25 protein-coding genes are annotated in these 23,512 nt (G+C 64.5%); 11 read left to right on the top strand and 14 right to left on the bottom strand.

Annotated elements, in window-relative coordinates; all coding sequences use genetic code 11:
* Positions 1-26 precede the first annotated feature (26 nt).
* From M0209_RS08375 to crtD, 3 genes are all read right to left on the bottom strand, one after another.
* On the bottom strand, positions 27-1,205 hold the full coding sequence (locus tag M0209_RS08375; RefSeq protein ID WP_258887829.1) for a M48 family metalloprotease: 1,179 nt from the start codon (positions 1,203-1,205) through the stop codon (positions 27-29).
* 455 nt (positions 1,206-1,660) lie between these two features.
* Positions 1,661-2,362 carry a hydratase gene (locus M0209_RS08370; protein ID WP_258887828.1) on the bottom strand — a complete coding sequence of 234 codons (702 nt, stop codon included), beginning with the start codon at positions 2,360-2,362 and terminating at the stop codon, positions 1,661-1,663.
* 122 nt (positions 2,363-2,484) lie between these two features.
* Entirely contained in the window at positions 2,485-3,993 is a 1,509-nt protein-coding gene (crtD, locus tag M0209_RS08365; protein WP_258887827.1) for a 1-hydroxycarotenoid 3,4-desaturase CrtD, read from the bottom strand.
* A 47-nt stretch (positions 3,994-4,040) separates the two neighbouring features.
* Between crtD and M0209_RS08360 the strand changes: the two genes are divergently transcribed.
* From M0209_RS08360 to pufC, 10 genes are all read left to right on the top strand, one after another.
* A complete protein-coding gene (locus tag M0209_RS08360; protein ID WP_258887826.1) occupies positions 4,041-5,126 on the top strand; it encodes a methyltransferase in 1,086 nt (361 codons plus the stop codon).
* 104 nt (positions 5,127-5,230) lie between these two features.
* Positions 5,231-6,163 carry a chlorophyll synthesis pathway protein BchC gene (bchC, locus tag M0209_RS08355; protein WP_258887825.1) on the top strand — a complete coding sequence of 311 codons (933 nt, stop codon included), beginning with the start codon at positions 5,231-5,233 and terminating at the stop codon, positions 6,161-6,163.
* Entirely contained in the window at positions 6,160-7,143 is a 984-nt protein-coding gene (locus M0209_RS08350) for a chlorophyllide a reductase iron protein subunit X (RefSeq protein WP_258887824.1), read from the top strand. Before bchC ends, M0209_RS08350 begins: the two co-directional genes overlap by 4 nt.
* A 13-nt stretch (positions 7,144-7,156) precedes the next feature.
* A complete protein-coding gene (bchY, locus tag M0209_RS08345) occupies positions 7,157-8,626 on the top strand; it encodes a chlorophyllide a reductase subunit Y (RefSeq protein WP_258887823.1) in 1,470 nt (489 codons plus the stop codon).
* A complete protein-coding gene (bchZ, locus tag M0209_RS08340) occupies positions 8,623-10,065 on the top strand; it encodes a chlorophyllide a reductase subunit Z (protein WP_258887822.1) in 1,443 nt (480 codons plus the stop codon). Before bchY ends, bchZ begins: the two co-directional genes overlap by 4 nt.
* Before the next feature lie 130 nt (positions 10,066-10,195).
* Positions 10,196-10,348 carry a light-harvesting antenna LH1, beta subunit gene (gene pufB, locus M0209_RS08335; protein WP_258887821.1) on the top strand — a complete coding sequence of 51 codons (153 nt, stop codon included), beginning with the start codon at positions 10,196-10,198 and terminating at the stop codon, positions 10,346-10,348.
* An 89-nt stretch (positions 10,349-10,437) separates the two neighbouring features.
* The gene (gene pufA, locus M0209_RS08330) at positions 10,438-10,617 is read left to right on the top strand and encodes a light-harvesting antenna LH1, alpha subunit (RefSeq protein WP_258887820.1); all 180 of its coding nucleotides are present in this window, start codon (positions 10,438-10,440) and stop codon (positions 10,615-10,617) included.
* Between the two features lie 127 nt (positions 10,618-10,744).
* Positions 10,745-11,569 carry a photosynthetic reaction center subunit L gene (gene pufL, locus M0209_RS08325; RefSeq protein ID WP_258887819.1) on the top strand — a complete coding sequence of 275 codons (825 nt, stop codon included), beginning with the start codon at positions 10,745-10,747 and terminating at the stop codon, positions 11,567-11,569.
* Positions 11,570-11,583: 14 nt separating this feature from the next.
* Positions 11,584-12,558: a photosynthetic reaction center subunit M gene (pufM, locus tag M0209_RS08320; RefSeq protein ID WP_258887818.1), complete on the top strand. Its 975-nt coding sequence runs from the start codon at positions 11,584-11,586 to the stop codon at positions 12,556-12,558.
* Entirely contained in the window at positions 12,555-14,030 is a 1,476-nt protein-coding gene (pufC, locus tag M0209_RS08315; RefSeq protein WP_258887817.1) for a photosynthetic reaction center cytochrome PufC, read from the top strand. The genes pufM and pufC overlap by 4 nt, the downstream gene beginning before the upstream one ends.
* 79 nt (positions 14,031-14,109) lie before the next feature.
* Here the strand turns inward: pufC and M0209_RS08310 are convergent, their stop codons facing one another.
* Complete coding sequence (locus tag M0209_RS08310) at positions 14,110-14,517, bottom strand: DUF6481 family protein (RefSeq protein WP_309547055.1); 408 nt, start codon at positions 14,515-14,517, stop codon at positions 14,110-14,112.
* A gap of 35 nt (positions 14,518-14,552) precedes the next feature.
* On the opposite strand from M0209_RS08310, the gene M0209_RS08305 reads away from it, so the two are divergent.
* Complete coding sequence (locus M0209_RS08305; RefSeq protein ID WP_258887816.1) at positions 14,553-15,224, top strand: spermidine synthase; 672 nt, start codon at positions 14,553-14,555, stop codon at positions 15,222-15,224.
* Positions 15,225-15,332: 108 nt separating this feature from the next.
* Here the strand turns inward: M0209_RS08305 and hemA are convergent, their stop codons facing one another.
* The 10 genes from hemA to bchL are packed head-to-tail and all read right to left on the bottom strand — an operon-like array spanning position 15,333 to position 23,473.
* Positions 15,333-16,556, bottom strand: a complete 1,224-nt coding sequence (gene hemA, locus M0209_RS08300; protein WP_258887815.1) for a 5-aminolevulinate synthase — start codon at positions 16,554-16,556, stop codon at positions 15,333-15,335.
* 14 nt (positions 16,557-16,570) lie between these two features.
* The gene (puhE, locus tag M0209_RS08295; RefSeq protein ID WP_258887814.1) at positions 16,571-17,344 is read right to left on the bottom strand and encodes a putative photosynthetic complex assembly protein PuhE; all 774 of its coding nucleotides are present in this window, start codon (positions 17,342-17,344) and stop codon (positions 16,571-16,573) included.
* Entirely contained in the window at positions 17,341-18,402 is a 1,062-nt protein-coding gene (gene acsF, locus M0209_RS08290; RefSeq protein WP_408988192.1) for a magnesium-protoporphyrin IX monomethyl ester (oxidative) cyclase, read from the bottom strand. Before acsF ends, puhE begins: the two co-directional genes overlap by 4 nt.
* A complete protein-coding gene (locus M0209_RS08285; protein ID WP_258887813.1) occupies positions 18,399-18,683 on the bottom strand; it encodes a hypothetical protein in 285 nt (94 codons plus the stop codon). Before M0209_RS08285 ends, acsF begins: the two co-directional genes overlap by 4 nt.
* Positions 18,680-19,150, bottom strand: a complete 471-nt coding sequence (gene puhC, locus M0209_RS08280) for a photosynthetic complex assembly protein PuhC (protein WP_258887812.1) — start codon at positions 19,148-19,150, stop codon at positions 18,680-18,682. Before puhC ends, M0209_RS08285 begins: the two co-directional genes overlap by 4 nt.
* Complete coding sequence (gene puhB / locus M0209_RS08275) at positions 19,147-19,761, bottom strand: photosynthetic complex putative assembly protein PuhB (protein WP_258887811.1); 615 nt, start codon at positions 19,759-19,761, stop codon at positions 19,147-19,149. The genes puhC and puhB overlap by 4 nt, the downstream gene beginning before the upstream one ends.
* Complete coding sequence (gene puhA / locus M0209_RS08270; RefSeq protein WP_258887810.1) at positions 19,758-20,528, bottom strand: photosynthetic reaction center subunit H; 771 nt, start codon at positions 20,526-20,528, stop codon at positions 19,758-19,760. Before puhA ends, puhB begins: the two co-directional genes overlap by 4 nt.
* A gap of 19 nt (positions 20,529-20,547) precedes the next feature.
* The gene (locus tag M0209_RS08265) at positions 20,548-21,924 is read right to left on the bottom strand and encodes a PucC family protein (protein WP_258887809.1); all 1,377 of its coding nucleotides are present in this window, start codon (positions 21,922-21,924) and stop codon (positions 20,548-20,550) included.
* Positions 21,921-22,595 carry a magnesium protoporphyrin IX methyltransferase gene (gene bchM, locus M0209_RS08260; protein ID WP_258887808.1) on the bottom strand — a complete coding sequence of 225 codons (675 nt, stop codon included), beginning with the start codon at positions 22,593-22,595 and terminating at the stop codon, positions 21,921-21,923. Before bchM ends, M0209_RS08265 begins: the two co-directional genes overlap by 4 nt.
* Complete coding sequence (bchL, locus tag M0209_RS08255) at positions 22,592-23,473, bottom strand: ferredoxin:protochlorophyllide reductase (ATP-dependent) iron-sulfur ATP-binding protein (RefSeq protein WP_258887807.1); 882 nt, start codon at positions 23,471-23,473, stop codon at positions 22,592-22,594. The genes bchM and bchL overlap by 4 nt, the downstream gene beginning before the upstream one ends.
* Positions 23,474-23,512: the final 39 nt, after the last annotated feature.

Here is a 23,512-nt window from a genome sequence, read left to right as displayed (position 1 = left end):
GGGTATAAGTGGGAACGGCAGCTAGTTCATGGTTTGGCGACAGGCGGCTCTTTCGGGTGCGCGGCTTTCCATTCCATGGACATACGCATCCGCCGTTCGACCGAGGGATGGTCGTAGAATAGCCATTCCTCGATTAATCCGGGGCGGGGATTGCGATATTCGGCACTTTTGAGCAGCGCACCGACCATCGCGTCAGGCAGGTTGACCGTCTCCAGCGAATAGAGATCAGCCGATGTTTCATCAATGCGAATGATCGTGTTGACGATCGGCATCGCGAGCAGGCCGAGAAATGACAGAAGGATCATCATCACTGGAAAGCCGCGCGCGTCTTCGATCGCCGCGTCGCTGCCGAACAGCCGCGCCGCGCGCGGAAACAAACGGTCGGCAAGGAAGAAAAGCAGGATCGCGAGCAGCGAGAAGGCGACAATCGCGTACCAGATATGTCCTTCAACATAATGGCCGATTTCGTGTCCGGTCACCGCCTTCACCTCATCGAGGGATGCCTTGCCGAGCGCGACGTCCGAAATGGCGATCCGCGCCGATGAGCCTATTCCCGAGACATTGGCGCTGAAATTGTTCGACTGGCGCGATCCATCGAACATCAGGATATGGCTGTGCGGGATATCGACGCGGTCAGCCATGACAACGAGTGCATCGCGCACCGGGCCAGCCGGAACAGGCCTATATTCGTTAAATATGGGCTCAATAACGATCGGCGAGACGAGCAGCAACGCCGAAATTGCGACCCCCACCAGCCCGCCCGTCCAGACCCACCAGCGCCTACCGGTTCGCCGGATCAGCGCATAGATGGCAAGGAAGAACAGGCTGCCGAGCAACGCAGTGATGACTGCCGAGATTGCTGTCTGCCCAAGCCAGTCGCCAAACGGCTGGCTGGTCCGGTCATAGGCCGCCTCGCGCCCCCAGTCTGCATAGGCGTCCCACGGAAGGCTGGTAATCGCCGAGAGGAGGAAAAAACTCACACAGAGAAGGAATGTCCGGAGCGCCCAGCCGCGCCGCGCCAGGCGCGCATCAAGTCGGTCGAGAATGCGCAGCCGCACGAAGAGGATCGTGACGACCGCTGCGACCAGAAGACCCCACAGCGAAAGCCAATGACTACCCTGCGTATAGTTGGCGGCTTTTGCGAGCGCGTCGGGCCCGAGGCTGTCGATAGCGGCTTTGGTGGCGGCGGCGGGATCGAAACGCATCATGCTCTCCCTGCTATATCGCTCCTTGGTAAAGGTCGGATCGCTTTGCGCAACCCGGCGCGGTCAAAACCCCGGCACCTGCGTCATCGCATCATGTTCGCTTTCAACCCACCTCCGGCCGTTCGCAGTGTTAAGTGAACGGACGGCAGCTTCCGAGGCGGCCAAGGGCTGCACCGAATGGCCGTTTTGTTGACGAAAGCCGCCATGCGACAGACCGCTCCTATCTCGGTACACAACGTGAACAAAAGTCCTTTCCTACATCCTTTTCGTCACTTATCGTACCTGTCGGGACGCTGCGTCCCTTGCTCTTTGAACTGTAGTAAAAACTGCGCCTAACCCGGTGAAGCGAGGGAAGCTAACGCACGCAAATACGCCGTGTTCGAAGCCGTTCGCGAGTCGTTCAGGTGTGACTTTCGTGTGACCTTTGGCGGTTTTCCGCCATTGGGCGGCAGACTCTAAGCCTTGCGCGGCATCCGGTAGGGCAGCATCCCCTGCACGATCGGCGTCACCAGCCGGTCGAGCGACAGGCTCTCGTGCACCCCTTCGCCTTCATGCCCGAACATTTTCGTGCGCAGCGCCGAGCGTGCGTAGAAGGGGGCGTCGAGCCAGGTCTTGACGATGCGCGGGCGAAAGCCTGCATCGGCCCTGGTGCTGCGCCCGATGGCGAACGGGGTCGGCATCAGGCGCTGGTGCGGCGGCAGGGGCTCGTCGGCCCAATGGCCGGTCTTGTCGCAGCGCAGCGCCATTGCGAACTCGCTGCCGTCGCGGCGCACGCCTTCGTAGATCACGCCGACGTCAGGGCCGACATGCGCGCGCGACCATTGCCAGTCGCGGAAGCCGTCCTCCAACGGTTCGCTGCCCTGGTTCGAATCGAAATAGCCATTGCCCGACCAGCGGATACCTGGCGCGCCGAAATCGGCCTCGACACGCGCGCGCGGGGAAATCGGGTGCCACATATGCCCGCCGCCGAGGTCGAACGCCGTGGTGCCCATGACTTGCGGCGTGACGCGGACGCGCCCCTTCACATTGAACGGCATCAGCGCGCAGCGTTCGTCGATGTCGATGACCAGCGCATCGCCGTCCCAATGCACCGCGCTGGGGCCGACCGAGAAGCTCGCCGCTTCGCGCGACACGCTGGCTTCACCGCGTTCGGTCATTGCCCAGCGGTTCCCACGGGGGCCGGTCAGCGCGACGTTGATGCTGCAATGGTCGAGCGGGTTTTCGCGTCCGCTGGCCTTGTAATAGGGCGAGAAAACGCTGCCGATGAACGCGATAATCGTCAGCCCGTACCGGCCGTCGTCGGAGATCGCGTCGACATACCACCAGCTATATCCGCCCCCCGGGACGTCGCGGTCGAAACGCGGTCCGAGAGCAGGGCTGCGGATGCCAGCCGTCCCGAAAGCGCGGCCATCGGTACGCCCGCCCCAGGATGGGTGCTCCCGCCCGCGCAATAGAGCCCAGGCATCCGGGTGCGCGACCCCTGGCGGCGGAAGGAGGCCGCCCACCCGTGCGAGGCCCGTCCATACAGGGCCCCACCCGTCGAGGGATTGAGCCGCTCGAAATCGTTCGGCGTCAGCACCGAAAGGGACGTGGGCGAGAGCGTCAGCCCGCAGCGTTCCAGTGTCGCCAGCATCTGCGATTGGCATATCTCGATCTCCTGCGGGGTGTAGCTGTGGGTGTCGCCATTGGCGGGCGCATTGACGATGATCTGGAACGCGTCGTTTTCCTGCGCGCAGACATAGACGCTTGGCGCATCGGGCACTTCGCCGCACGCAATGGCGTCGAATTCGGCGCGGTAATCGTCCGAAAAGAACACATTGTGGCGGGTGAGGGGCAGGCCGGACGTGGTCCCCTTTGCCAGCCACACCAGTGCCGATAGCGAGCGAGCGTCGACTGGAACCGCGCCGACCGCGCGCGCTGCGGCCAGCCCGAAACGGCCTGCGCCGAGTGCGGCAGGATCGGCGTTGACGATGACCTTCTCAGCCGCAACGCGCTCGCCGGTCGCGGTCAGGACGCCTGAGGCGCGTCCGCGTTCGGACAGCACTTCGGCCACGCGCTCGCTGTAACGCAGCTTTGCGCCCGCGCGTTCAGCGAGGGCGGCGAGGGCAGACCCCAGCCGGTGCATCCCGCCCTCGACCAGCCACACCCCCTGTGCCTCGACATCGGCGATCAGCATCAGCGTCGCGGGGGTTCGGAATGGCGAAGAGCCGCAATAGGTCGTATAGCGCCCGAACAACTGGCGCAGGCGCGGGTCGGGGAAATAACTGCCCAGCGCCGACCACATCGACCGGTAGGCGCGCAGGTTCAGCCAGTCGGGGAGTCCACGCCAACCCATCCGCCAGCCGAGCGTCAGCGGGTCGGTTTTGGAGTCGCGCAGGAACGGACGGTCGAGGGCATCGTGCAGTCGCCGTGCTTCCATGCGAAATCGGCGGAACCCACGCGCAGCGTCGGGTCCGGCAAAAGCCACAACATTGGCCTCACTGACTTCTGGGTCGGCGTGAAGATCGAGCGTCGATCCGTCGCCCCACGCATGACGCGCGAGCGTTGCTGCCGATGTCAGGGTCAGATGATCGGCGAGGCAGGCGCCGCAGTCGTCGAAAATCTGGTCGAACACATCGCGCATCGTGAAGACCGTCGGCCCCGCGTCGATACCGTCGATGGCACGGAGTTTTCCGCCGGGCATTGCTTCCGATTCGAGCACCGTTACGTCCAGCCCGCGAGACGCCAGCAGCGCGGCGGACACCAGTCCGCCGACTCCGGCTCCGACGATCACGACGCGTTCGGCCATTCGGTCTCCTTGACCGGGCGCACCCTAGCGTCCAGTCAACTGGACATATGGCTACGTCACTTCGTTCGGACATTAAAGTGCGTTGGGTCGGTTGGCGCAACGCAATTCTGGCGAGCGACAAATTCCGCCGCTGGGCCGCGAAGTTTCCGTTGACCCGGCCGGTGGCGCGTGTGCGGGCGCGCGAAACATTCTCGCTGGTGGCGGGGTTCGTCTATTCGCAGGTGCTGGCAGCGTGCGTCGAAGGGGGCGTTCTCGGGCTGCTGGCGAAGGGGCCGACTACAGCGGATCAGGTTGCAGCGGACTGCGAGTTGTCGCCTGCTGCTGCGTTGCGCTTGCTTCGCGCGGCTGCGTCGCTGCGTCTTGCGGAAGATGTCGGCGCGGGGCGCTACATGCTCGGTCGCGTCGGGGCGGCGATCCACGCCGATCCCGGCATCGTCGCGATGATCCGTCACCACAGTTTGCTTTACGCCGATCTCGCCGATCCGCTCGCGCTGCTGCGCAGGGAAGGGGGCGGCGGGGCGTTGTCGGGGTTCTGGCCCTATGCCGAGGGGCAGGGGGGCGGCGTATCGGACTATTCCGCGCTGATGGCCGCATCGCAGCCGATGGTCGCGGCTCAGGCGACCGATGCCTATGATTTCGCGCGTCACCGCAGGATGCTCGACGTCGGCGGCGGGCAGGGGGCGTTCGTGGCGGCCGTCGGCAGTGTCGCGCCCAGGCTGCATCGCGCCGTGTTCGACCTGCCCGATGTCGTCGCGCGCATTGCGGACCCAGCAGTGGAAAAACACGGCGGCAGCTTCCTGACCGACTCGCTGCCGCGCGGTTACGACCTGATCACGCTCGTCCGCATCCTCCACGATCATGACGACGACTCGATGTTGCGGATTTTACGTGCAGCAAAGTCGGCACTCGATTCGGGCGGACGGTTGCTGATCGTCGAGCCGATGGCGGGACTTCGCGGCGACGAGGCAATGGGCGACGCCTATTTCGGCATGTACCTGTTGGCGATGGGATCGGGGCGGGCACGCACCCCGCAGGAACTACGTGTGGCCCTGCAAAACTGCGGATTTTCGCGCACCCGGATGGTCGCCACGTCATTGCCGCTGATCGCGCAAATCATCGCCGCGGACGCCTGACACTACCGACTGTCAGAATTTATTGACATTGATTTTCGTCAACCTAGAGTGACACTCAGGTTGCAGTGGATATCGCTCCACGGAAGCAGCCGGGGGAGACGGCGTTGAGCGCTTCGGCGATCATCTTGGAGGGACCGGGCGATCTCTCGCTTCGCATCCTCTCGCTCGCTCCCACCCAGAATTCAGATGTCGTCGTCGATATCGCCTGGAGCGGAATCAGCTCGGGGACCGAACGCCTGTTGTGGGAAGGGCGGATGCCCGACTTCCCCGGCATGGGGTATCCCTTGGTGCCCGGATACGAATCGGTGGGACGCATTGTCGATGCGGGACCGGAAGCGCGCGGGCGCATCGGTGAGTGGGTCTTTGTGCCCGGAGCCAATTGCTACGAAGGTGCGCGTGGGCTGTTCGGCGGCGCATCGAGCCGCGTCGTGGTGCCGTCGGCGCGGGTCATCCCGGTGCCCGAAAGTCTCGGCGCGCGGGGCGTCCTTTGTGCGCTTGCCGCGACGGCGCAACATGCGATTGCGGGTCATGCAGCGCCCGATCTGATCGTTGGGCACGGCGTGCTCGGACGTTTGCTCGCCCGTGTGACCATTGCCTCGGGCGCACCGGCACCGACCGTGTGGGAAACCAACCCGGTCCGCCACGACGGCGCGCAGGGCTATGTTGTCACCGACGCCGAGCACGACGAGCGCCGCGACTATCGCGCGATCTATGACGCGAGCGGCGCGGAGGGGTTGGTCGATAGCCTCATCATGCGGCTGGCGCGGGGCGGCGAGCTGGTGCTCGCGGGCTTTTACTCCAAACCGGTCAGCTTCGCCTTTCCCCCCGCGTTCATGCGCGAAGCGCGCCTCCGTATAGCCTCCGAATTCCTGCCTGCCGATATGGCTGCCGTTTCGGCGATGCTCGACAGCGGCGCGCTCGATCTGGGCGGTCTCGTCACCGACATCCGCCCCGTTGGCGAATTCGACACGGCTTACCCGCAGGCGTTCACCGATCCTGCCTGCCTTAAAATGGTGCTCGACTGGAGTGCGCTATGAGTATGTTCGATCCTAGCGACCTGCGCGAAGAAGCCAGCCATGAGCCCGATCCCGTCCACACCGGCCCAGTGACAAAAGAAACGCAGATCATCGCGATTTACGGCAAGGGCGGCAGCGGCAAGTCGTTCGCGCTGGCCAACCTCAGCTACATGATGGCGCAACAGGGCAAGCGGGTTTTGCTGATCGGCTGCGACCCGAAATCCGACACGACCAGCCTGCTCTTCGGCGGCAAATCGACGCCGACGATCATCGAAACCTCTTCTGCGAAGAAACTCGCGGGCGAAGAAATCGGCATCGAGGATGTCTGCTTCCAGCGCGACGGGGTGTTCGCCATGGAACTGGGCGGACCCGAGGTCGGACGCGGCTGCGGCGGGCGCGGGATCATCCACGGGTTCGAGACGCTGGAGAAGCTGGGCTTCCACGAATGGGGCTTCGATTACGTCCTGCTCGATTTCCTCGGCGATGTCGTCTGCGGGGGCTTCGGCCTGCCGATCGCGCGCGACATGTGCCAGAAAGTCATCGTCGTCGCGTCGAACGACCTGCAGTCGCTCTATGTCGCGAACAACGTCTGCAAGGCAGTCGAATATTTCCGCAAGATGGGCGGCAATGTCGGCGTCGCGGGGATGATCCTGAACAAGGACGACGGGACGGGCGAGGCGAATGCGTTTGCCGAAGCCGTCGGCATTCCGGTGCTGACCGCGATCCCGGCGAATGAGGACATCCGCAAGAAGAGCGCGAACTACCAGATCATCGGCAAGCCCGGCGGCCAATGGGCGTCGCTGTTCGAGGAACTGGCGGTCAATGTGGCGGAAGCGCCGCCGCTGCGTCCGACGCCGCTCGATCAGGACGGGCTGCTCGGCCTGTTCAGTGCCGACATTACGGGGGCGGACTATTCGCTGAAGCCCGCAACGCAGGCCGATATGCGCGGCGTCGAATTCGTCGCGAAGCCCAGCCTCGAAGTGGTGTACGACACTGTCTGAGCTCGCAACTCCCTTGCCCGAAGGGGGCTGTTCGAGCGCGGACACGCTGCGCGCGGCTGCGGTGCAGGCAGGCAAATCGGATGTGCTTGCGCGCTATGCAGCCGACTATCCGCAGGGGCCGCACGACCAGCCGCAATCGATGTGTCCGGCGTTCGGTTCGTTGCGCGTCGGTCTCCGCATGCGCCGCACCGCGACTGTGCTCTCGGGGTCGGCCTGCTGTGTCTATGGCCTGACCTTCACGTCGCATTTCTACGGCGCGAAGCGGTCGGTCGGCTACGTCCCGTTCTCCTCCGAAACGCTGGTCACGGGCAAGCTGTTCGAGGACATCAAGGAAGCGGTCGAGGGCCTTGCCGATCCGGCGCTTTACGACAGCATCATCGTCACCAATTTGTGTGTGCCGACCGCGAGCGGGGTGCCGCTGCAGCTGCTGCCCAAATCGATCAATGGCGTCCGCATCATCGGCATCGACGTGCCGGGGTTCGGGATTCCGACCCATGCCGAGGCGAAGGATGTACTCGCCGGGGCCATGCTCAATTACGCGCGGATGGAGGCCGAGACCGGCCCCGTTGCTGCGCCCAAAGAACGATCGGCCCTGCCGACGGTGACGCTCCTGGGTGAGATGTTTCCCGTTGACCCGGTTGGTATCGGGCAGATGCTCGAACCCCTCGGCCTTGCGGCCGGGCCGGTCGTCCCGACCCGCGAGTGGCGCGAACTGTATTCGGCGCTCGATTGCGCGGCGGTTGCCGCGATCCACCCTTTCTACACTGCCAGCGTTCGCGAATTCGAAGCCGCCGGACGCACCGTCATCGGATCCGCCCCGGTGGGTGTGGACGGGACGGCGGCGTGGCTCGACGCGGTCGGCAGCGCGTGCGGTATAGCACAGGCTAAAGTGGATGAGGCGAAGAACCGCTTCGTGCCCGCCATCCGCGCCGCGCTCGCCGCCAAACCGATTTCGGGACGCATCACGGTCTCAGGCTATGAAGGCTCCGAACTGCTGGTCGCGCGCCTGCTGATCGAAAGCGGCGCAGATGTTCCCTATGTCGGCACGGCCGCACCGCGCACGGTCTGGAGCGACCCCGATCGCGAATGGCTGATCGCCCGCGGTGTGCACGTCGAATATCGCGCGAGTCTGGAAAAGGATTTGCAGGCGGTCGATGCATTCGAACCGGACCTCGCCATCGGGACGACGCCGGTCGTGCAGCACGCCAAGGCGAAGGCCATTCCGGCGCTGTATTTCACCAATTTGATTTCTGCGCGGCCGCTGATGGGCGTCGCGGGGGCGGGCAGCCTCGCGCAGGTGGTCAATGCCGCCATGGGCAACCGGGCGCGTTTCGACAAGATGAAGGCGTTCTTCGCTGGCGTCGGCGAAGGGCCGACGGCGGGGGTGTGGGAAAAGCAACCGGTCGACCGGCCCGAATTTAAGGCCAAGCTTGCGGCCAAGCGCATCGCAGCGGCCAAGGCCGAAGAGGCGGTGGGCGTATGACGCTCATCCTCGATCACGACCGCGCGGGCGGTTACTGGGGGGCGGTTTACGCGTTCACCGCGATCAAGGGATTGCAGGTCATCATCGACGGCCCGGTCGGGTGCGAGAACCTGCCGGTCACCAGTGTCCTGCATTACACCGATGCGCTGCCGCCGCATGAACTGCCTATCGTCGTGACCGGTCTTGGCGAGCAGGAACTCGGCCGCGACGGCACCGAGGGCGCGATGAAGCGCGCGTGGAAAACGCTCGATCCCGATCTGCCCGCGGTTGTCGTCACCGGCAGCATTTCGGAAATGATCGGCGGCGGCGTAACGCCCGAAGGGACGAACATCGTCCGCTTCCTGCCGCGCACGATCGACGAAGATCAGTGGCAGGCCGCCGACCGGGCGCTAACCTGGCTGTGGACGCAGTTCGGGCCGAAGAAAGTGCCGGGGCCGCGCATCCTGCCCGAAGGCGCGAAACCGCGCGTCAACATCATCGGTGCGCAATACGGACAGTTCAATTGCCCGAGCGATCTCGCCGAAATCCGGCGGTTGATCGAAGGGATCGGGTGCGAGGTCAACATGGCCTTCCCGCTGGGAAGCCATCTCGCCGATGTTCGGAAGCTGGCCGATGCGTCGGTTAACGTGTGTCTGTACCGTGAGTTCGGGCGCGGGCTGTGCGAGACGCTTGAGCGGCCTTACCTTCAGGCACCCATCGGGCTGGAGAGCACGACGCTGTTCCTCCGCAAGCTCGGCGAGCTGACCGGCGTCGATCCCGAGCCGTTCATCGAGCGCGAGAAGCACACGACAATCAAACCGCTGTGGGATCTGTGGCGCAGCGTCACCCAGGATTTCTACGCAACCGCCAGCTTCGGCATCGTCGCGGGCGAAACCTATGCGCGTGGGATCCGGTCGTTCCTCGAGGACGACATGGGGCTACCCTGCAACTTCGCGATTGCGCGGACGGCGGGGACCAAGTCGGACAATGCGGCGGTTCGCACCGCGATCCACAACAATGGCCCGCTGATCCTGTTCGGCAGCTTCAACGAGCGCATGTATTCGGCAGAGGCCGGTGGGCGCAGTATGTTCGTCCCCGCGTCGTTCCCTGGTGCTGTTATCCGCCGTCATACCGGCACACCGTTCATGGGTTATGCGGGTGCGAGCTATCTGATTCAGGAAGTGTGCAACGCGCTGTTCGATGCGCTGTTCAACATCCTGCCGCTCGGGACCGTGCTCGACAAGGTCGAGGCGACGCCCGCACGGAACTTGAGCGAGCTGGCGTGGGACGTGACCGCCAAGGACAGCCTCGATGCTGCTGTCGAGCGCGCGCCGGTACTGGTCCGCATCTCGATGGCCAAGCGCATCCGCGATGCCGCCGAGCGCGCAGCACGCCGCGCAGGCGAAGCGGTCGTGACGCAGAGCCGCGTCGACGAAGCCATGCTGGAGGCGAATGCGTGAGCGCGCCCCGCACCCTTTCGGTCCAGATGGACCTCAACAAATCCTCGCGAAGGGCATGCCCTTCACGCGGATACCGCCCGGGGGCGCACCCGTCGCTCCATCTTTCCAAGGGCATAATGGAGACGGAAACATGAGCGATAACAGAGACGGGGTCGGGACCTACCTGACCGCCGACGAGGCGAAAGAGTTCCACAAGATTTTCGTGAGCAGCTTCATGGGCTTCACGGCGGTCGCGGTGGTTGCCCACGTCCTCGTCTGGATGTGGAAGCCCTGGCTGGGTTGATCCGCAAACGACGACCGGTTTGTCGTTGCCCGATCTCGGTCGGGGGATAAGAGGCCGGAATTGACACCTCAATACAAGGAACCACGACGATGTGGAGACTTTGGATGATTTTCGACCCGCGGCGTACGCTGGTCGCACTCGCGATTTTCCTGTTCGTGCTGGCATTGCTGATTCACTTCATCCTGCTGAGCACCGACCGGTTCAACTGGCTCGACGGCCCGCATGCGGCAGCCACCGTTGCGGCAGCCCCGGCGACCACTACGCCGTAGCGATACGGCACGGGGAAGCGGAGCGGGGCCGGGCGCGACACCGGCTCCGTTCCGCGACCCGGAATTTGGGTTTGCGTACAAAAATGGACTTCGCCCGACGACCGGGTGAAGCACGCGGAGACGTGCCATGGCGCTGTTGAGCTTCGAGAGGAAATACCGGGTTCGGGGAGGGACGCTGATCGGTGGCGACCTGTTCGATTTCTGGGTGGGCCCGTTTTACGTCGGATTTTTCGGCGTCACGACGGCGCTCTGCGCGGCCCTTGGCACGGCGCTCATCTTTTACGCGGCCTCGCTGGGACCGACGTGGAACCCGTGGCTGATTTCGATCGCGCCACCCGATATCTCTTATGGCCTGGCGCTGGCGCCGCTCAAGGAGGGCGGCTTCTGGCAGATCATCACCATTTGCGCGATCGGGGCCTTTGTGTCCTGGGCTTTGCGCGAGGTAGAGATCTGTCGCAAACTCGGCATTGGCTATCACGTCCCCTTTGCCTTCAGCGTCGCGATTTTCGCGTACATCTCGCTGGAGGTGATCCGCCCGGTGCTGCTGGGCGCGTGGGGTTTCGGCTTCCCTTACGGGATTTTCAGCCACCTCGATTGGGTGTCGAATACGGGGTATCAGTACCTCCACTTCCACTACAATCCCGCGCACATGATCGCCGTGTCGTTCTTCTTCACGACGACGATGGCGCTGGCGCTGCACGGCTCGCTGATCCTGTCGGCGGTCAATCCCGCCAAGGGCCAGGACGTGAAGACGCCCGAATATGAGGACGCATTTTTCCGCGACACCATCGGCTACTCGGTGGGGACGCTCGGCATCCACCGCCTCGGCCTGTTCCTTGCGCTGAGCGCGGCATTCTGGAGCGCGGTCTGCATCATCATCAGCGGCCCGTTCTGGACGCGCGGCTGGCCCGAATGGTGGACCTGGTGGCTCAATCTGCCGATCTGGTCGTGAGGGGGAGATAGGACATGGCACGCTATCAGAATATCTTCACCCAGGTTCAGCTGCAGGGCGCACCCGAAATCGGCCCCGCGCTCCCGGCAGGCGACTTTGGCCGCGACGGCAAACCCGGCTTTTCCTACTGGATGGGCAAGTTCGGCAACGCGCAGATCGGCCCGATCTATCTGGGGCGTCTCGGCATCGCGGCGATCCTGTGTTTCTTCATCGCGTTCGAGATCACCGGGCTGAACATGCTCGCCTCGGTCAACTGGGATCCCATCCAGTTCGTCCGGCAGCTGTTCTGGCTGGCGCTCGAACCGCCGGGGCCGGAGTACGGTTTCCAGTTCTTCGTGCCTTTGGCCAAGGGCGGGTGGTGGCAGATTGCGGCGTTCTTCATGACGGCATCGGTGCTGCTCTGGTGGGCGCGCATCTATACCCGCGCCAAGGCATTGGGGATGGGCACGCACGTCGCCTGGGCGTTTGCGAGCGCGATCTTCCTGATGCTGTCGATCGGGTTCATCCGACCGATGCTGATGGGCAGCTGGGCGGAAAGCGTGCCTTTCGGCATCTTCCCGCATCTCGACTGGACCGCAGCTTTCTCGATCCGCTACGGCAATCTCTTCTACAACCCGTTCCATGCGCTTTCGATCGCGTTCCTTTACGGGTCTACACTCCTGTTCGCGATGCACGGCGCGACGATCCTTGCGGTCGGACGTTACGGCGGCGAGCGCGAGCTGGAACAGATTACCGACCGGGGGACGGCCACCGAACGTGCCGCGCTGTTCTGGCGCTGGACGATGGGCTTCAACGCCACGATGGAATCGATCCATCGCTGGGCGTGGTGGTTCGCAGTGCTGACGACCTTGACCGGCGGTATCGGCATTCTGCTGACCGGCACGGTTGTCGATAACTGGTATCTGTGGGCGCAACAGCATGGCTATGCGCCCAGCTATCCGTCGACGGGTGTCGTCGATCCTGCCACTCTTCCGGGAGCAGCAAAATGAGCCAGACGCGCCTCCTTATCGCTTCGGTCACGGTCGTTCCCCTGCTGCTTGCCGGGTGCGAAGTCGGACCGAAGCAGACAACGCAAACCGGCTATCGCGGCACGGGGATCGACCAGGTCGTCAACCCGAAGCTGGTCAAGGCACAGGTACCGATCCCGGCAAACGTCTATGCGACGCCTGACGACAGTGGGCCGCGTGCCAGCGAGACCTACAAGAATGTGCAGGTGCTCGGCGGTGCTTCGACCGAACGGTTCAATCATCTCATGGCGCAGATGAACAACTGGGTTGCGCCGCAGACCGGCAAGGATCCGAACGAGGTCGGCTGTAATTACTGCCACAATCCCAACAACATGGCGTCTGACGAGAAATACACCAAAGTCGTCGCGCGGCGCATGATCCAGATGACGCAGAACATCAACGCCAACTACACGCAACACGTGCAGGGGACGGGCGTGACCTGCTGGACGTGCCACCGCGGGAATGCCGTGCCGCAGTATAAATGGGCGACGGCTGCACCGGCGAAATCAATGGGCTTTGCAGAGGTCAACACCGGGCAAAATCATCCATCACCCTCGGCAGCTTATGCCTCGCTGCCAAGCGATCCGTTTTCGGCCTATTTGAAAGACGACGGGGTCAATAACATCCGCGTGGCTTCGAGTATGCCGTTGCCGTCGTCCAATCATGTCGTTTCGGTGAAGGAAGCAGAGAAGACCTATGGTCTGATGATGCACTTGTCATCTGGCCTCGGCGTCAACTGCACCTATTGCCACAACACGGCATCGTTCCGGGCGTGGAACATGAGCAGCCCGCAGCGCGCGGTGGCGTGGTATGGCCTGCGGATGGTCGCCAAGACCAACGCCGAATATATGACGCCGCTTGCCAGCGTGTTCCCGGCGGTCCATCCTGGCGGCGGTGACAGTCCATGGCGCAAGGGGCCGATGGGCGACACCTACAAGATCAACTGCGCGACCTGTCACCAGGGCGTCAACAAGCCGATGAACGGCGTGTCGATGCGTGCGGATAATCCGCTGTTGTGGCCCGCTGGCGGCCTTGTCGCCACCACTGCCGCATTGGTCGCGCCCAAGGCCGATCCCAATGCGACTGCGGCGAGTTGCAATGCCGATTTCGACAAGGCCTTGCTCGGCAAGACGGTCGAGTTCGATACGGGCGCGGCAACGATCCGGTCCACATCCGCACCATTGCTCGACAGTCTGGTGCAGGTTGCCGGGCGCTGCTCGAACTTCAAAATGGCGGTCGAGGGACACACCGATGCGGTGGGCGATGCGGCATCCAACCTGAAGCTCAGCCAGGCCCGCGCCGATGCGGTCGACAAATATCTGGCCGAACGCGGCGTCGCGGCAACACAGCTGTCGGCGCAGGGCTTCGGCTCGTCACGGCCGCTGGATAGTTCGGGGACGCCTGCGGGTAACCAGAAGAACCGGCGGATCGAGGTGACGGTCGCGGCGAAATAGGAGCCTTAGGGACTGTCTCCCGCTACGGCTGTGAGGGACAGTCCCCAAGCAGGGACAGTCCCTACTCGCTATCGAGAACCTACCGTTTCCGCGCTTTGCGCGCGGCATATTTGGCGTCGCGGATCGCTTTTTGCTCTTCGGGCGTGGGCACCTTCGGCGGGGGCGGCGCATTGGCTGCTGCCTCGGCCGCGCGCTCCTTGCGCGCCAGCTTCTCTGCTTCGAACGCTGCACGCTTTTCGGCGCGGGCCTTCTCGGCTGCGACTGCCTTGGCTGCCGCTGTTTCGCGCCGCGCGGCCAGTTCGGCCTCGTCCACAACGGGCTTCGCCTTCAGCTTTGCAAGTGCCGCCTCCTTGGCTTTGGCGGCAAGCGCGGCGCGCTCCTGAAAGGTCGGCTGTTTGAACGCAGGCATGAAATCGGTTCCGGTCGGGTGATGACAATGCCGCGCTGATAGTCGCGTGACGATTTCGCGCAAGGGTGTGTCGTACATGGCAATTGCCGCGCGCTGCCCCTATCGCCATTCACATGACCCCCCGCGAACTCCTCGGCACCGCGCATGTCCCCGGTGGCGAGCCGCTGCGCCTGTTCCGGCGCGGCGAGGATTTCATGATTGTGCTCGACCGCAACGAGCTGATGAACAGCCGGATGAGCGGGTCGGAGGAAGCGCTGGCGATAATGACCTGCGACCGGCTCGGCATGCGGGCCGCGCCGCACCTGCTGATCGGCGGCTATGGCATGGGCTTCACCCTGCGCGCGGCGCTGGCGCTGCTGTCGGCCGATGCGCGGGTGACGGTCGCCGAACTGGTGCCAGAGATCATCGACTGGGCACGCGGCCCGATGGCGACGCTTGCGGCGGGGTGCCTCGATGACCGCCGGGTATCGCTCGACATGCGCGACGTGGCCGACGTCATCGGCGATGCGCGCGGCGCATATGACGCGATCCTGCTCGACGTCGACAACGGCCCCGATGGTCTGGTCCGCGCCGCGAACGACCGGATTTACTCGCGGACAGGGCTGGCGGCGGCAAAAGCGGCCTTGAGGTCGGGGGGTGTGTTGGCTGTGTGGTCGGCGGCACCCGATGCGGTGTTTGCGCGGCGGTTAAGCGAAGCGGGGTTTGCGGTCGACGAAGTCGTGGTGCGCGCGCGCAGTAACGGCAAGGGGCCGCGCCATGTGATCTGGTTCGCGGTGCCGCGTTAGCGATCAGCGAAGGCCCGAGCACGGGCAAAGACCGCGCTTCGTCGGTCGGCTTTGCCGCCGGCCGGGCTTGTCGGCGTGCAAAATAGCTGTGCTATTTCGTCTCGCCGCCTACGCCGCCATCGGCACCCTTGCCAACGCGCACATTCCCCAGATCTCGCTCAGCGCCTCGGTCAGCTTGTCGATATCCCCATCGGTGTGAACCGGCGAGGGCGTGATCCGCAGGCGCTCGGTCCCCTTGGGCACGGTCGGATAGTTGATCGGCTGCACATAGATACCGTGGTTGTCCATCAACCAGTCGCTGATCATCTTCGCATGGTGCGCGTCGCCGACCATTACCGGGATGATGTGGCTGGGGTTATCGAGGTGCGGGATGCCCATCGCGTCGAGCCGCTGGCGGACGATCTTCACGCGGTTCTGGTGCCGCGTGCGTTCGATCTGGCTTTCCTTGAGGTGCCGGATCGACGCCGCTGCACCCGCCGCGATCGCGGGGGGCAGGGCGGTAGAGAAGATGAAGCCGCTGGCGAAACTGCGGACGAAATCGCACAGGTTTTTCGACGCGGCGATGTAGCCGCCCATGACGCCATAGGCTTTGCCGAGCGTCCCCTCGATCACGTCGATCCGGTCCATCAGCACTTCGCGTTCGGCAATGCCGCCACCGCGCGGGCCGTAGAGGCCGACGGCATGGACTTCGTCGATGTAGCTGAGCGCGCCGTGCTTTTCGCAGACGTCGAGAATCTCGGCGATCGGGGCGATGTCGCCGTCCATCGAATAGACGCTCTCGAACGCGACCAGCTTGGGGCGGCCGGGTTCGACCTGGCTGAGCAGTTCGTCGAGGTGCGCGACGTCGTTGTGGCGGAAGCGCAGGCACTCGGCGCGGCTGTGGCGGATGCCCTCGATCATCGAGGCGTGGTTGAGCGCGTCGGAGAGGACGACGCAGTTCGGCATCCGTGCGGCGAGGGTGCCGAGCGCCGCCCAGTTCGACACATAGCCGCTGGTGAAGAGCAGCGCGGCTTCCTTGCCGTGCAGGTCGGCGAGTTCGCGTTCGAGCAGGACGTGCTGGTGGTTGGTGCCGCTGATATTGCGGGTGCCGCCCGCGCCCGCGCCGCAGCTGTCGAGCGTTGCGTGCATGGCGCCCAGCACCTTGGGATGCTGGCCCATGCCGAGGTAATCGTTCGAGCACCACACGGTGACTTCGCCGATTTCGACCGAATCGCGGTAGCGGCGCGCGTTCGGGAACTGTCCCTGTTTGCGTTCGATTTCGTGGAAGACGCGGTAGTTGCCGGCTTCGCGCAATCCGTCGAGCTGCTCGCTGAACAGGGCCTCGTAGTCCATTTTTTGTCCTCCCCTCAGAGTTCTTTGACAGGCGCAGCGGGTATTGCCCAGCGCCACAATGCGCTGTCGCGGAGCGGCAGCACGAGAAACAGATGTTCGACCACGCCGAGCAGGGCGAGGCCGGTCAGCAACGACCACATCACCGCCGCATCGCCGGTGCTGGCGAGCGCCGTCCGGGCGAGCCAAACCGTCGTGCCGATCCCGAGCGCGAGCGAGACAGGCATCAGCGCGTTGAACGGGCGGCTGCGGAAATAGCTCTTCAGATAGGCCAACTGCGGCGGCAAAATCTCGGTCGAGAAATTGGGCACGCCAAGAAACACGTTGAACTTGGTCGACAGGCGCATCGCGAACAGGATGCCGAAAGCATAAGCGCCGGTCGGATTGGCGCTGCCCCAGGTCAGCACGAGCAGCAAAGCCAGCGTGGCGACCAGTGCCAGCTCGTGGTGGATGACGGTAGCTGCCGACATGCGGAACCGCGTCCAGCCGCGCGCGTCGTCGGGGCAGGGGGTGCGGCGCGGGCCGGTGGTGGTGCCGGTCAGGAAGCTCAGCTCGTGCCAACCCCAGACGGCGAAGGCGGCTACGAAGGAAGCGTAGGTGGCGAGCAGTGTGACCGAAGGTGCTGCCGCCGCAATGATCCCGACGCCGAACAAGGCGGCCATGCCAGTGACCGTCAGGCTGTTGGTAAAACTGACCGTCGGCCGGTTATCGAGCCATACGACAAGGGCCGTGGAGGCGAACCACAGCAGCGCCACGAAAACGAGCGGCAGGATATGACCCGTCGTGCTCACCAGGCGGGCACCAGCCGGACTTTGGCGGGCAGCGCATTGTGCTCGGTAGGCATGAAATAGAGGCGGACCATATGGTAGCCGATCTTGGCTTTGCTCAGCAGGCGTCCGACCGCACCGGCGCTCTGTCCCTCGACATGCGCGATGCGGATCGCTTCCATGCGGTTGCGGAATACGGGAGAGTCGCTGTCGAGCACCACCGGGAACACCTGCCGCGTGATCGCCGAGCAGGTGCGGAATACGGTGTAATCATATTCGGTCGGGTCGATGCCGAGCGCGGCGTGGAAATGCGGACGGGCGTGATCGCGGACGTACATCGTCGCATAGACCGCGACGAGGAAGAACCGGATCCATAATTTGTTGAGGCCGCTCAGCAGTTTCGGGTCCGAACGCATGACCAGTGCGAACGCCTCGCCATGGCGGAACTCGTCGTTGCACCATTGTTCGAACCAGTTGAAAATCGGGTGGATCATCCGGTCCGGGTTGCGCTGCAGATGGCGGAAGATCGTGATGTAGCGCGCGTAGCCGATCTTTTCGCTCAGGTATGTCGCGTAATAGATGAATTTCGGGCGGAAAAAGGTGTATTTCTTGGTCTTGGTCAGGAAGCTCAGGTCGATGCCGATCCCGGCGTCCTTCAGGCTGTCGTTGATGAAGCCGGCATGGCGGCTCTCGTCGCGCGCCATCAGCTTGTAGAGCGCCTTGGCATCGGGGTTTTTCGTGCGCTTGGCGATTTCGGCATAAAGGATGCAGCCCGAGAATTCCGACGTCAGCGACGACACGAGAAAATCGACGAACTCGCGGCGCAGGTTGGGCTCCATCGCATCGATCAGCCCTTCGAAGCTTTCCGATTTCTTGAAATGCTCCTTGTTGGGGTCGGCGGTCATCTCCGCAATCAGCGCATCCCATTCGCGGCGGACGAGCGACACGTCGAGCTTGTCCATCGCGTCGAAATCGGTGGTGTAAAAACGCGGACTGAGCACCGTGTCCTGCGTGGCGATGGCGTGCGCGTCATCCTTGGTGAAGTTCTGCGCGGTTGCGAAATTGTGCGTCATGTCGTTCATAGCGCGCGTCCGTTGGAAAAGCTGATTTCGTACAATTCGGTAATCTCGAAGCGTGCCTTGAGCCGGGTCCAGAAGCGGCCCAGCGGCGTCGCCCGCGTGACGGTCGCCATGCGGTGTTCGACCAGCCGCTCGCCATAGGGCAGGCGGATCGAGGTGCCGTGGACGCGGACCTTGTCCCCCGGGTAAATCTGCACATCGCCGTCGAGTTCGACATGCGCGTGCAGATGATCGAAGCCATGTTCGACCTCGATCGTGCAGGGCGTGTCGAAGGAGCGCGTCACTTGAGCAGGTCCGCCATGAAGGCGCGGTTGGTCGAACCGAACGCCGACAATTCGATGCTGCGGCCCGTGCCGGTATCGGTCAGCGAGAGCTGGCCGTTGGGCCAGGATTCGAGGTGGTAGGGCACTGTCATGCCGACGTGCTTCATCCGCCGTTCGCGGCTGAGACCGCGCAGCAGGCCGCGGATGAAGCCGCTCGGCTCGCCGGGCGCGATGTCCTTGACCACGCCGCCCGTCGCGGCATCGGTGATGAGCAGACCGCCGCCCGCCTGATCGCCGAAGCTCAGGCTGCGCGTTGCCGTCGGGGTCAGATGTGCCGCCGTGCGGATCGCCACCGGCGAGGCTGTAACGGGCGCATAGCCCAACCGGACCGCGCTTGCCGCGATCAGCGTAAAGGCGATGACACCCGCGCCGAACCAGATTGCGCCCTTCGGCACCGTCTGTTCGTGGCTGTGGTTGACCAGACTCATGCCGCCACTGCCAGCACCGGAGGCGTGGCCGCGGCCGGCGTCCCCTGCGCCGCGCCGACCGTACGGGCGAGGAGGCCCGCGACGTTCTCCGCTTCGGAAATGCTGCGCAGCATTGGTTGCACTTCGGTAAGTGCCCAAGGGCGGGCATGCGGCCACAGCTGCATCCAGCCGAGCCGTTGCTGCTCGGTCAGGCGCAGCGCGATGTCGCCGATGCCTTTGCCCTGCATCGCAAGGTCCGCCGCCGCAATCGTCCCGAGCGGCAGGTTGACGCATTTGGGCAGCGCAATGCCGAAGCGCAGCACGATCCGCTTGTTGGTCAGCGTATAGACCGTCGTCCGCGCTGCGCCCCAGGCGATCGCCCCGATGACCGCGAGGCCGATCGCCCCGATGCCGAGCGTCATCAGCGTCCCCGTCCAACCGTTCACGCCGCGCAATGCACCCACCGCGCCCCATCCGGCGAGCAGCGCGAAATAGATCGCGACTGCCCGGATGTGATAGGCATGCACCGCCAGTCGCCACGCGTCGGGCGACCCCTGCCACAGGATGCGTTCCCCCTGCGGCAGGTCGCCCGGCAAGCCGCGCACCGGCTCTACATCATATTCGACGATCACAGGTACGGTTCCTGCCGCTCGGGTGTGGCGTAGAGGTAGCCGCCGCCGAAATAGGCCTGGGCGCGTTCTTCCTCATAAAGGGTGATCGTGCCTGTGGTCGGGGCGAGCGGCGCGCCGGCGAACTGCGGCGCGGTCAGCGCGTCGCACACGACTTGTCGTGCGCGACCGTTGATTTTCGACATGGTCATCGGGACCAGCACATGCTGACCCGCGACGCCGTTGACCGCCATTTCGAGGTAACGGATCAGGCGGTCGGCCTTGTCGACCCAGATGTCGGTCACCGTTCCGGCAAGGCCGCCACCGGCACCGATCACTGCCATGCCGCGCGGGTCGGGGTCGCGCCCGTCGATCCAGATGGCGTCGGTCGAAGCGAGCGGCACGATGCGCGGATGCCCCTCGATATCGAGATCGGGCAGTTTCGCGCGGTTCGCCCAGGCCGCCGGACCGATGCCGTCGGTCAGCGGGTTACCGGTCGGACGCAGCGGCGAACCGGGGAAGCGCTCGCGCGCCACCGGCAGGTCGATCGGCTCGCGCGGATAATCCGCTGTCGAGCGGGTGCCGCGCCCGAAGGGCAGCTTGAACGTCTTGGGGCTGGCATCGTGGATCAGCGCACGGCTGTGGATCTTGCCGCCGAAGTCGTCCTCGAGCGGAAACCCTTCGCGGCGGCTCTCGCGGTTCAGGTAGATCACGAGCCCGATGAAGAACAGCACGAACGCATTCAACGTGATGAGAGCCACATCGATGTTCCCAGAAATCACGGGTGACATGGGCGTTTCCTTTCGTTTCTCAGGCCGGAAATTCGGCAAGGCCGAACGGCCGGTTGGTACGCAGCGACTTTTCGGAGGCGGGGCGCACGAGCGGCCCCACAGCAATCAATGTGGCGATCAACAGGACGATCTCGGCCGTGTAGACCGTGGCATAGCCCGACGCGCCGAGCGCATCGCGGACGAGCCCGCCGAGCAGGATCGCGCTGCCCGCGCAGCTTGCCTGCACCGCGCCCCAGGCCCCGAGCGCGAGGCCTGAGCGCTTGCCGTCCTGCGACAGCGCCATCGTCGCGGTCAGCGTGCCGACCGAAAACAGCCCGCCGCCAAAGCCCATCAGCGCCGCGCCGATGCCGAGCAGCGCGGCGTTTTGCGCGGGGGCAGCGAAGATGATCATCGCGAAAGCGGCAATGCCCGCGACGCAGCCGAAGCCCGCAAGGCGATGCGGTTCGCCACCACCGCCCAGCGCGCGCGCCGCCAGCGCGAAGGCGAGCAGAGTGCCGGTCGCCCAGAGCGCGGTGAGCGAGGTGGTCGCACCGACCGACAGGTGCAGCATCTGCCCGCCATAGGGTTCGAGCAGCACGTCCTGCATCGCGAACGCAGCCGCGCCGAGGCCGACCGCGACCAGCAGGCGCAAGTTGCGCCCCTCGCGGATGAAGCGCTGCCATTCGGCGCTGAAGGCTGGGGCGGGAACCGTGCTGCGGACCCGCGAGCGCGCTTCCTGTTTCCACAATGCGATCACGTTGAAGATCACGGTGAGCACCGCTGCGCCCTGCACGACTTGCGCGAGGCGGGTCGGGGTATAGTCGATCAGCACGCGGCCCATCACCAGCGCACTGACCATCATGCCGACCAGCAGCATGACATAGAGCAGCGCCACGACGCGCGGGGCGGTGTCTTCATCGGCAAGGTCGGTCGCGAGCGCGAGGCCCGCCGTCTGGGTCGTGTGCATGCCTGCCCCGACCAGCAGGAACGCGACCGCCGCGCCGACCTGTCCGACGATGGCGCTGTTGCCGTCCAGCGTCATGACGAGCAGCGCAAAGGGCATGATTGCGAGCCCGCCGAACTGCGCCATCGTGCCGAACCAGATGTACGGCACCCGCTTCCAGCCCAAAACCGAGCGGTGATGGTCCGACTTGTGCCCAATCAGCGCGCGCAGCGGCGCGAACAGCAGGGGCAGCGAGACCATTGCGGAAACAACCCAGGCGTGCAGGCCGAGTTCGACAATCATCACGCGGTTCAGCGTGCCCGTCAGCAGCACCGCGCACATGCCGACCGAAATCTGAAACAGCGACAGGCGCAGCAGACGCGACAGGGGCAGTTCGGCCGACGCCGCATCCGCGAACGGCAGGAAACGGGTGCCGATGCGGTTCCAGAAGGAGGGGCGAGTGGCGGCGGTCACGCGGGGAGCACCTCCAGCGCATGGCTTTTATAGAAGCCGCTGCTGATCCGGTCGCCGCGCTTTGCGGTCGCCCCGAAATGCGCGCGCAGCTTGTGCTCGGTAACAGGGATAATCGCGGGCGCGCGGTCGCTGCGCGGGAACATCAGCCCCGCCATGTGCATGACGGTGAGCAGCGGCGTCCGCGGCGCGAAGGTGAAGATCACGGAGCCGCTGGTGCGGGCGCGAAGCGCCTCTACGGCGGCGATGATGTCGGTGCTGTTGTAATGGATCAGCGAGTCCATTGCGACGACATGGTCAAACCGGCCGAGATCGGCGCTCAGCATGTCGCCGCTACGCCAATCGATGTTCATGCCGCTCGGCGCGCGATCGCGGGCGATGTCGACAAGGCCCGCCGCGACATCGATCGCGACGACTTCCGCGCCGCGCGCCGCCGCTTCGACCGCCAGCGCGCCGGTGCCGCAGCCTGCGTCGAGCAGGCGCAGGCCGGTCATGTCGGCAGGCAGCCACGACAAGATCGTCGCGCGCATCCGGTCGCGCCCGGCGCGCACCGTCGCGCGGATGCCGCTGACCGGGGCGTCCGACGTCAGCCGCTCCCACGCATCGCGAGCCGTCGAGTCGAAATAGGTTTCGAGGGCGTCGCGGCGGGCGTCAAAGGCAAGCGTGCCGCTCATTCGAAGCCCAAAAACTCGAAAATGTCGCGGTCCTTCATCGGCATCGCGTCGAGCGCGTCGGTTCCGGCCCACAATGTTGCGGCAAGGCGGAGATACTCAGCCTTCACCGCTTCGATCTCGGGGGTCGTATCCATTTCGAAGATCGTGCACTTTTTCAGGCGCGAGCGGCGAATGGCGTCAAGATCGGGGAAGTGCGCCAGCGTCTTGAGGCCTGTCGCTTCGTTGAAGCGGTCGATCTCGTCGGTCGCGGCGCTCCGGTTGGCAATGACGCCCGCCATACGGACTTCGTAGTTCTTCGACTTGGCTTTGATGGCGGCGACGATGCGGTTCATCGCGAAGATGCTGTCGAAGTCGTTCGCCGCGACGACAACAGCGCGCTCGGCATGTTGCAGCGGGGCGGCAAAACCACCGCAAACGACATCGCCCAACACGTCGAAGATCACGACGTCGGTTTCTTCCAGCAGGTGATGCTGCTTGAGCAATTTCACCGTCTGGCCGACGACATAGCCGCCGCAGCCGGTACCTGCCGGGGGGCCACCAGCTTCGACGCACATGACGCCGTTGAACCCCTCGAACATATAGTCCTCGGGACGGAGTTCCTCATGGTGGAAATCGACGGTTTCAAGGACGTCGATGACGGTCGGCATCAGCTTCTTGGTCAGCGTGAAGGTGCTGTCGTGCTTCGGGTCGCAACCGATTTGCAGCACGCGCTTGCCGAGCAAGCTGAGTGCGGCGCTCAGGTTCGACGAGGTCGTCGATTTGCCGATGCCGCCCTTGCCGTACACCGCGAACACTTTCGCGTTGCCGATCTTGTCGGCGCCGTCGAGCGCGACCTGCACGCTCCCTTCGCCGTCTAACCCTTTTTTCAGGTTATCCATCAAACGATCAGGAACGCGGACGGGTGGGTCCATCAAAGC

It is taken from the genome of Sphingomonas sp. SUN039 (assembly GCF_024758725.1).
Taxonomy (GTDB): domain Bacteria; phylum Pseudomonadota; class Alphaproteobacteria; order Sphingomonadales; family Sphingomonadaceae; genus Sphingomonas_O.
This window is presented reverse-complemented; position numbering and strand designations above follow the sequence as displayed.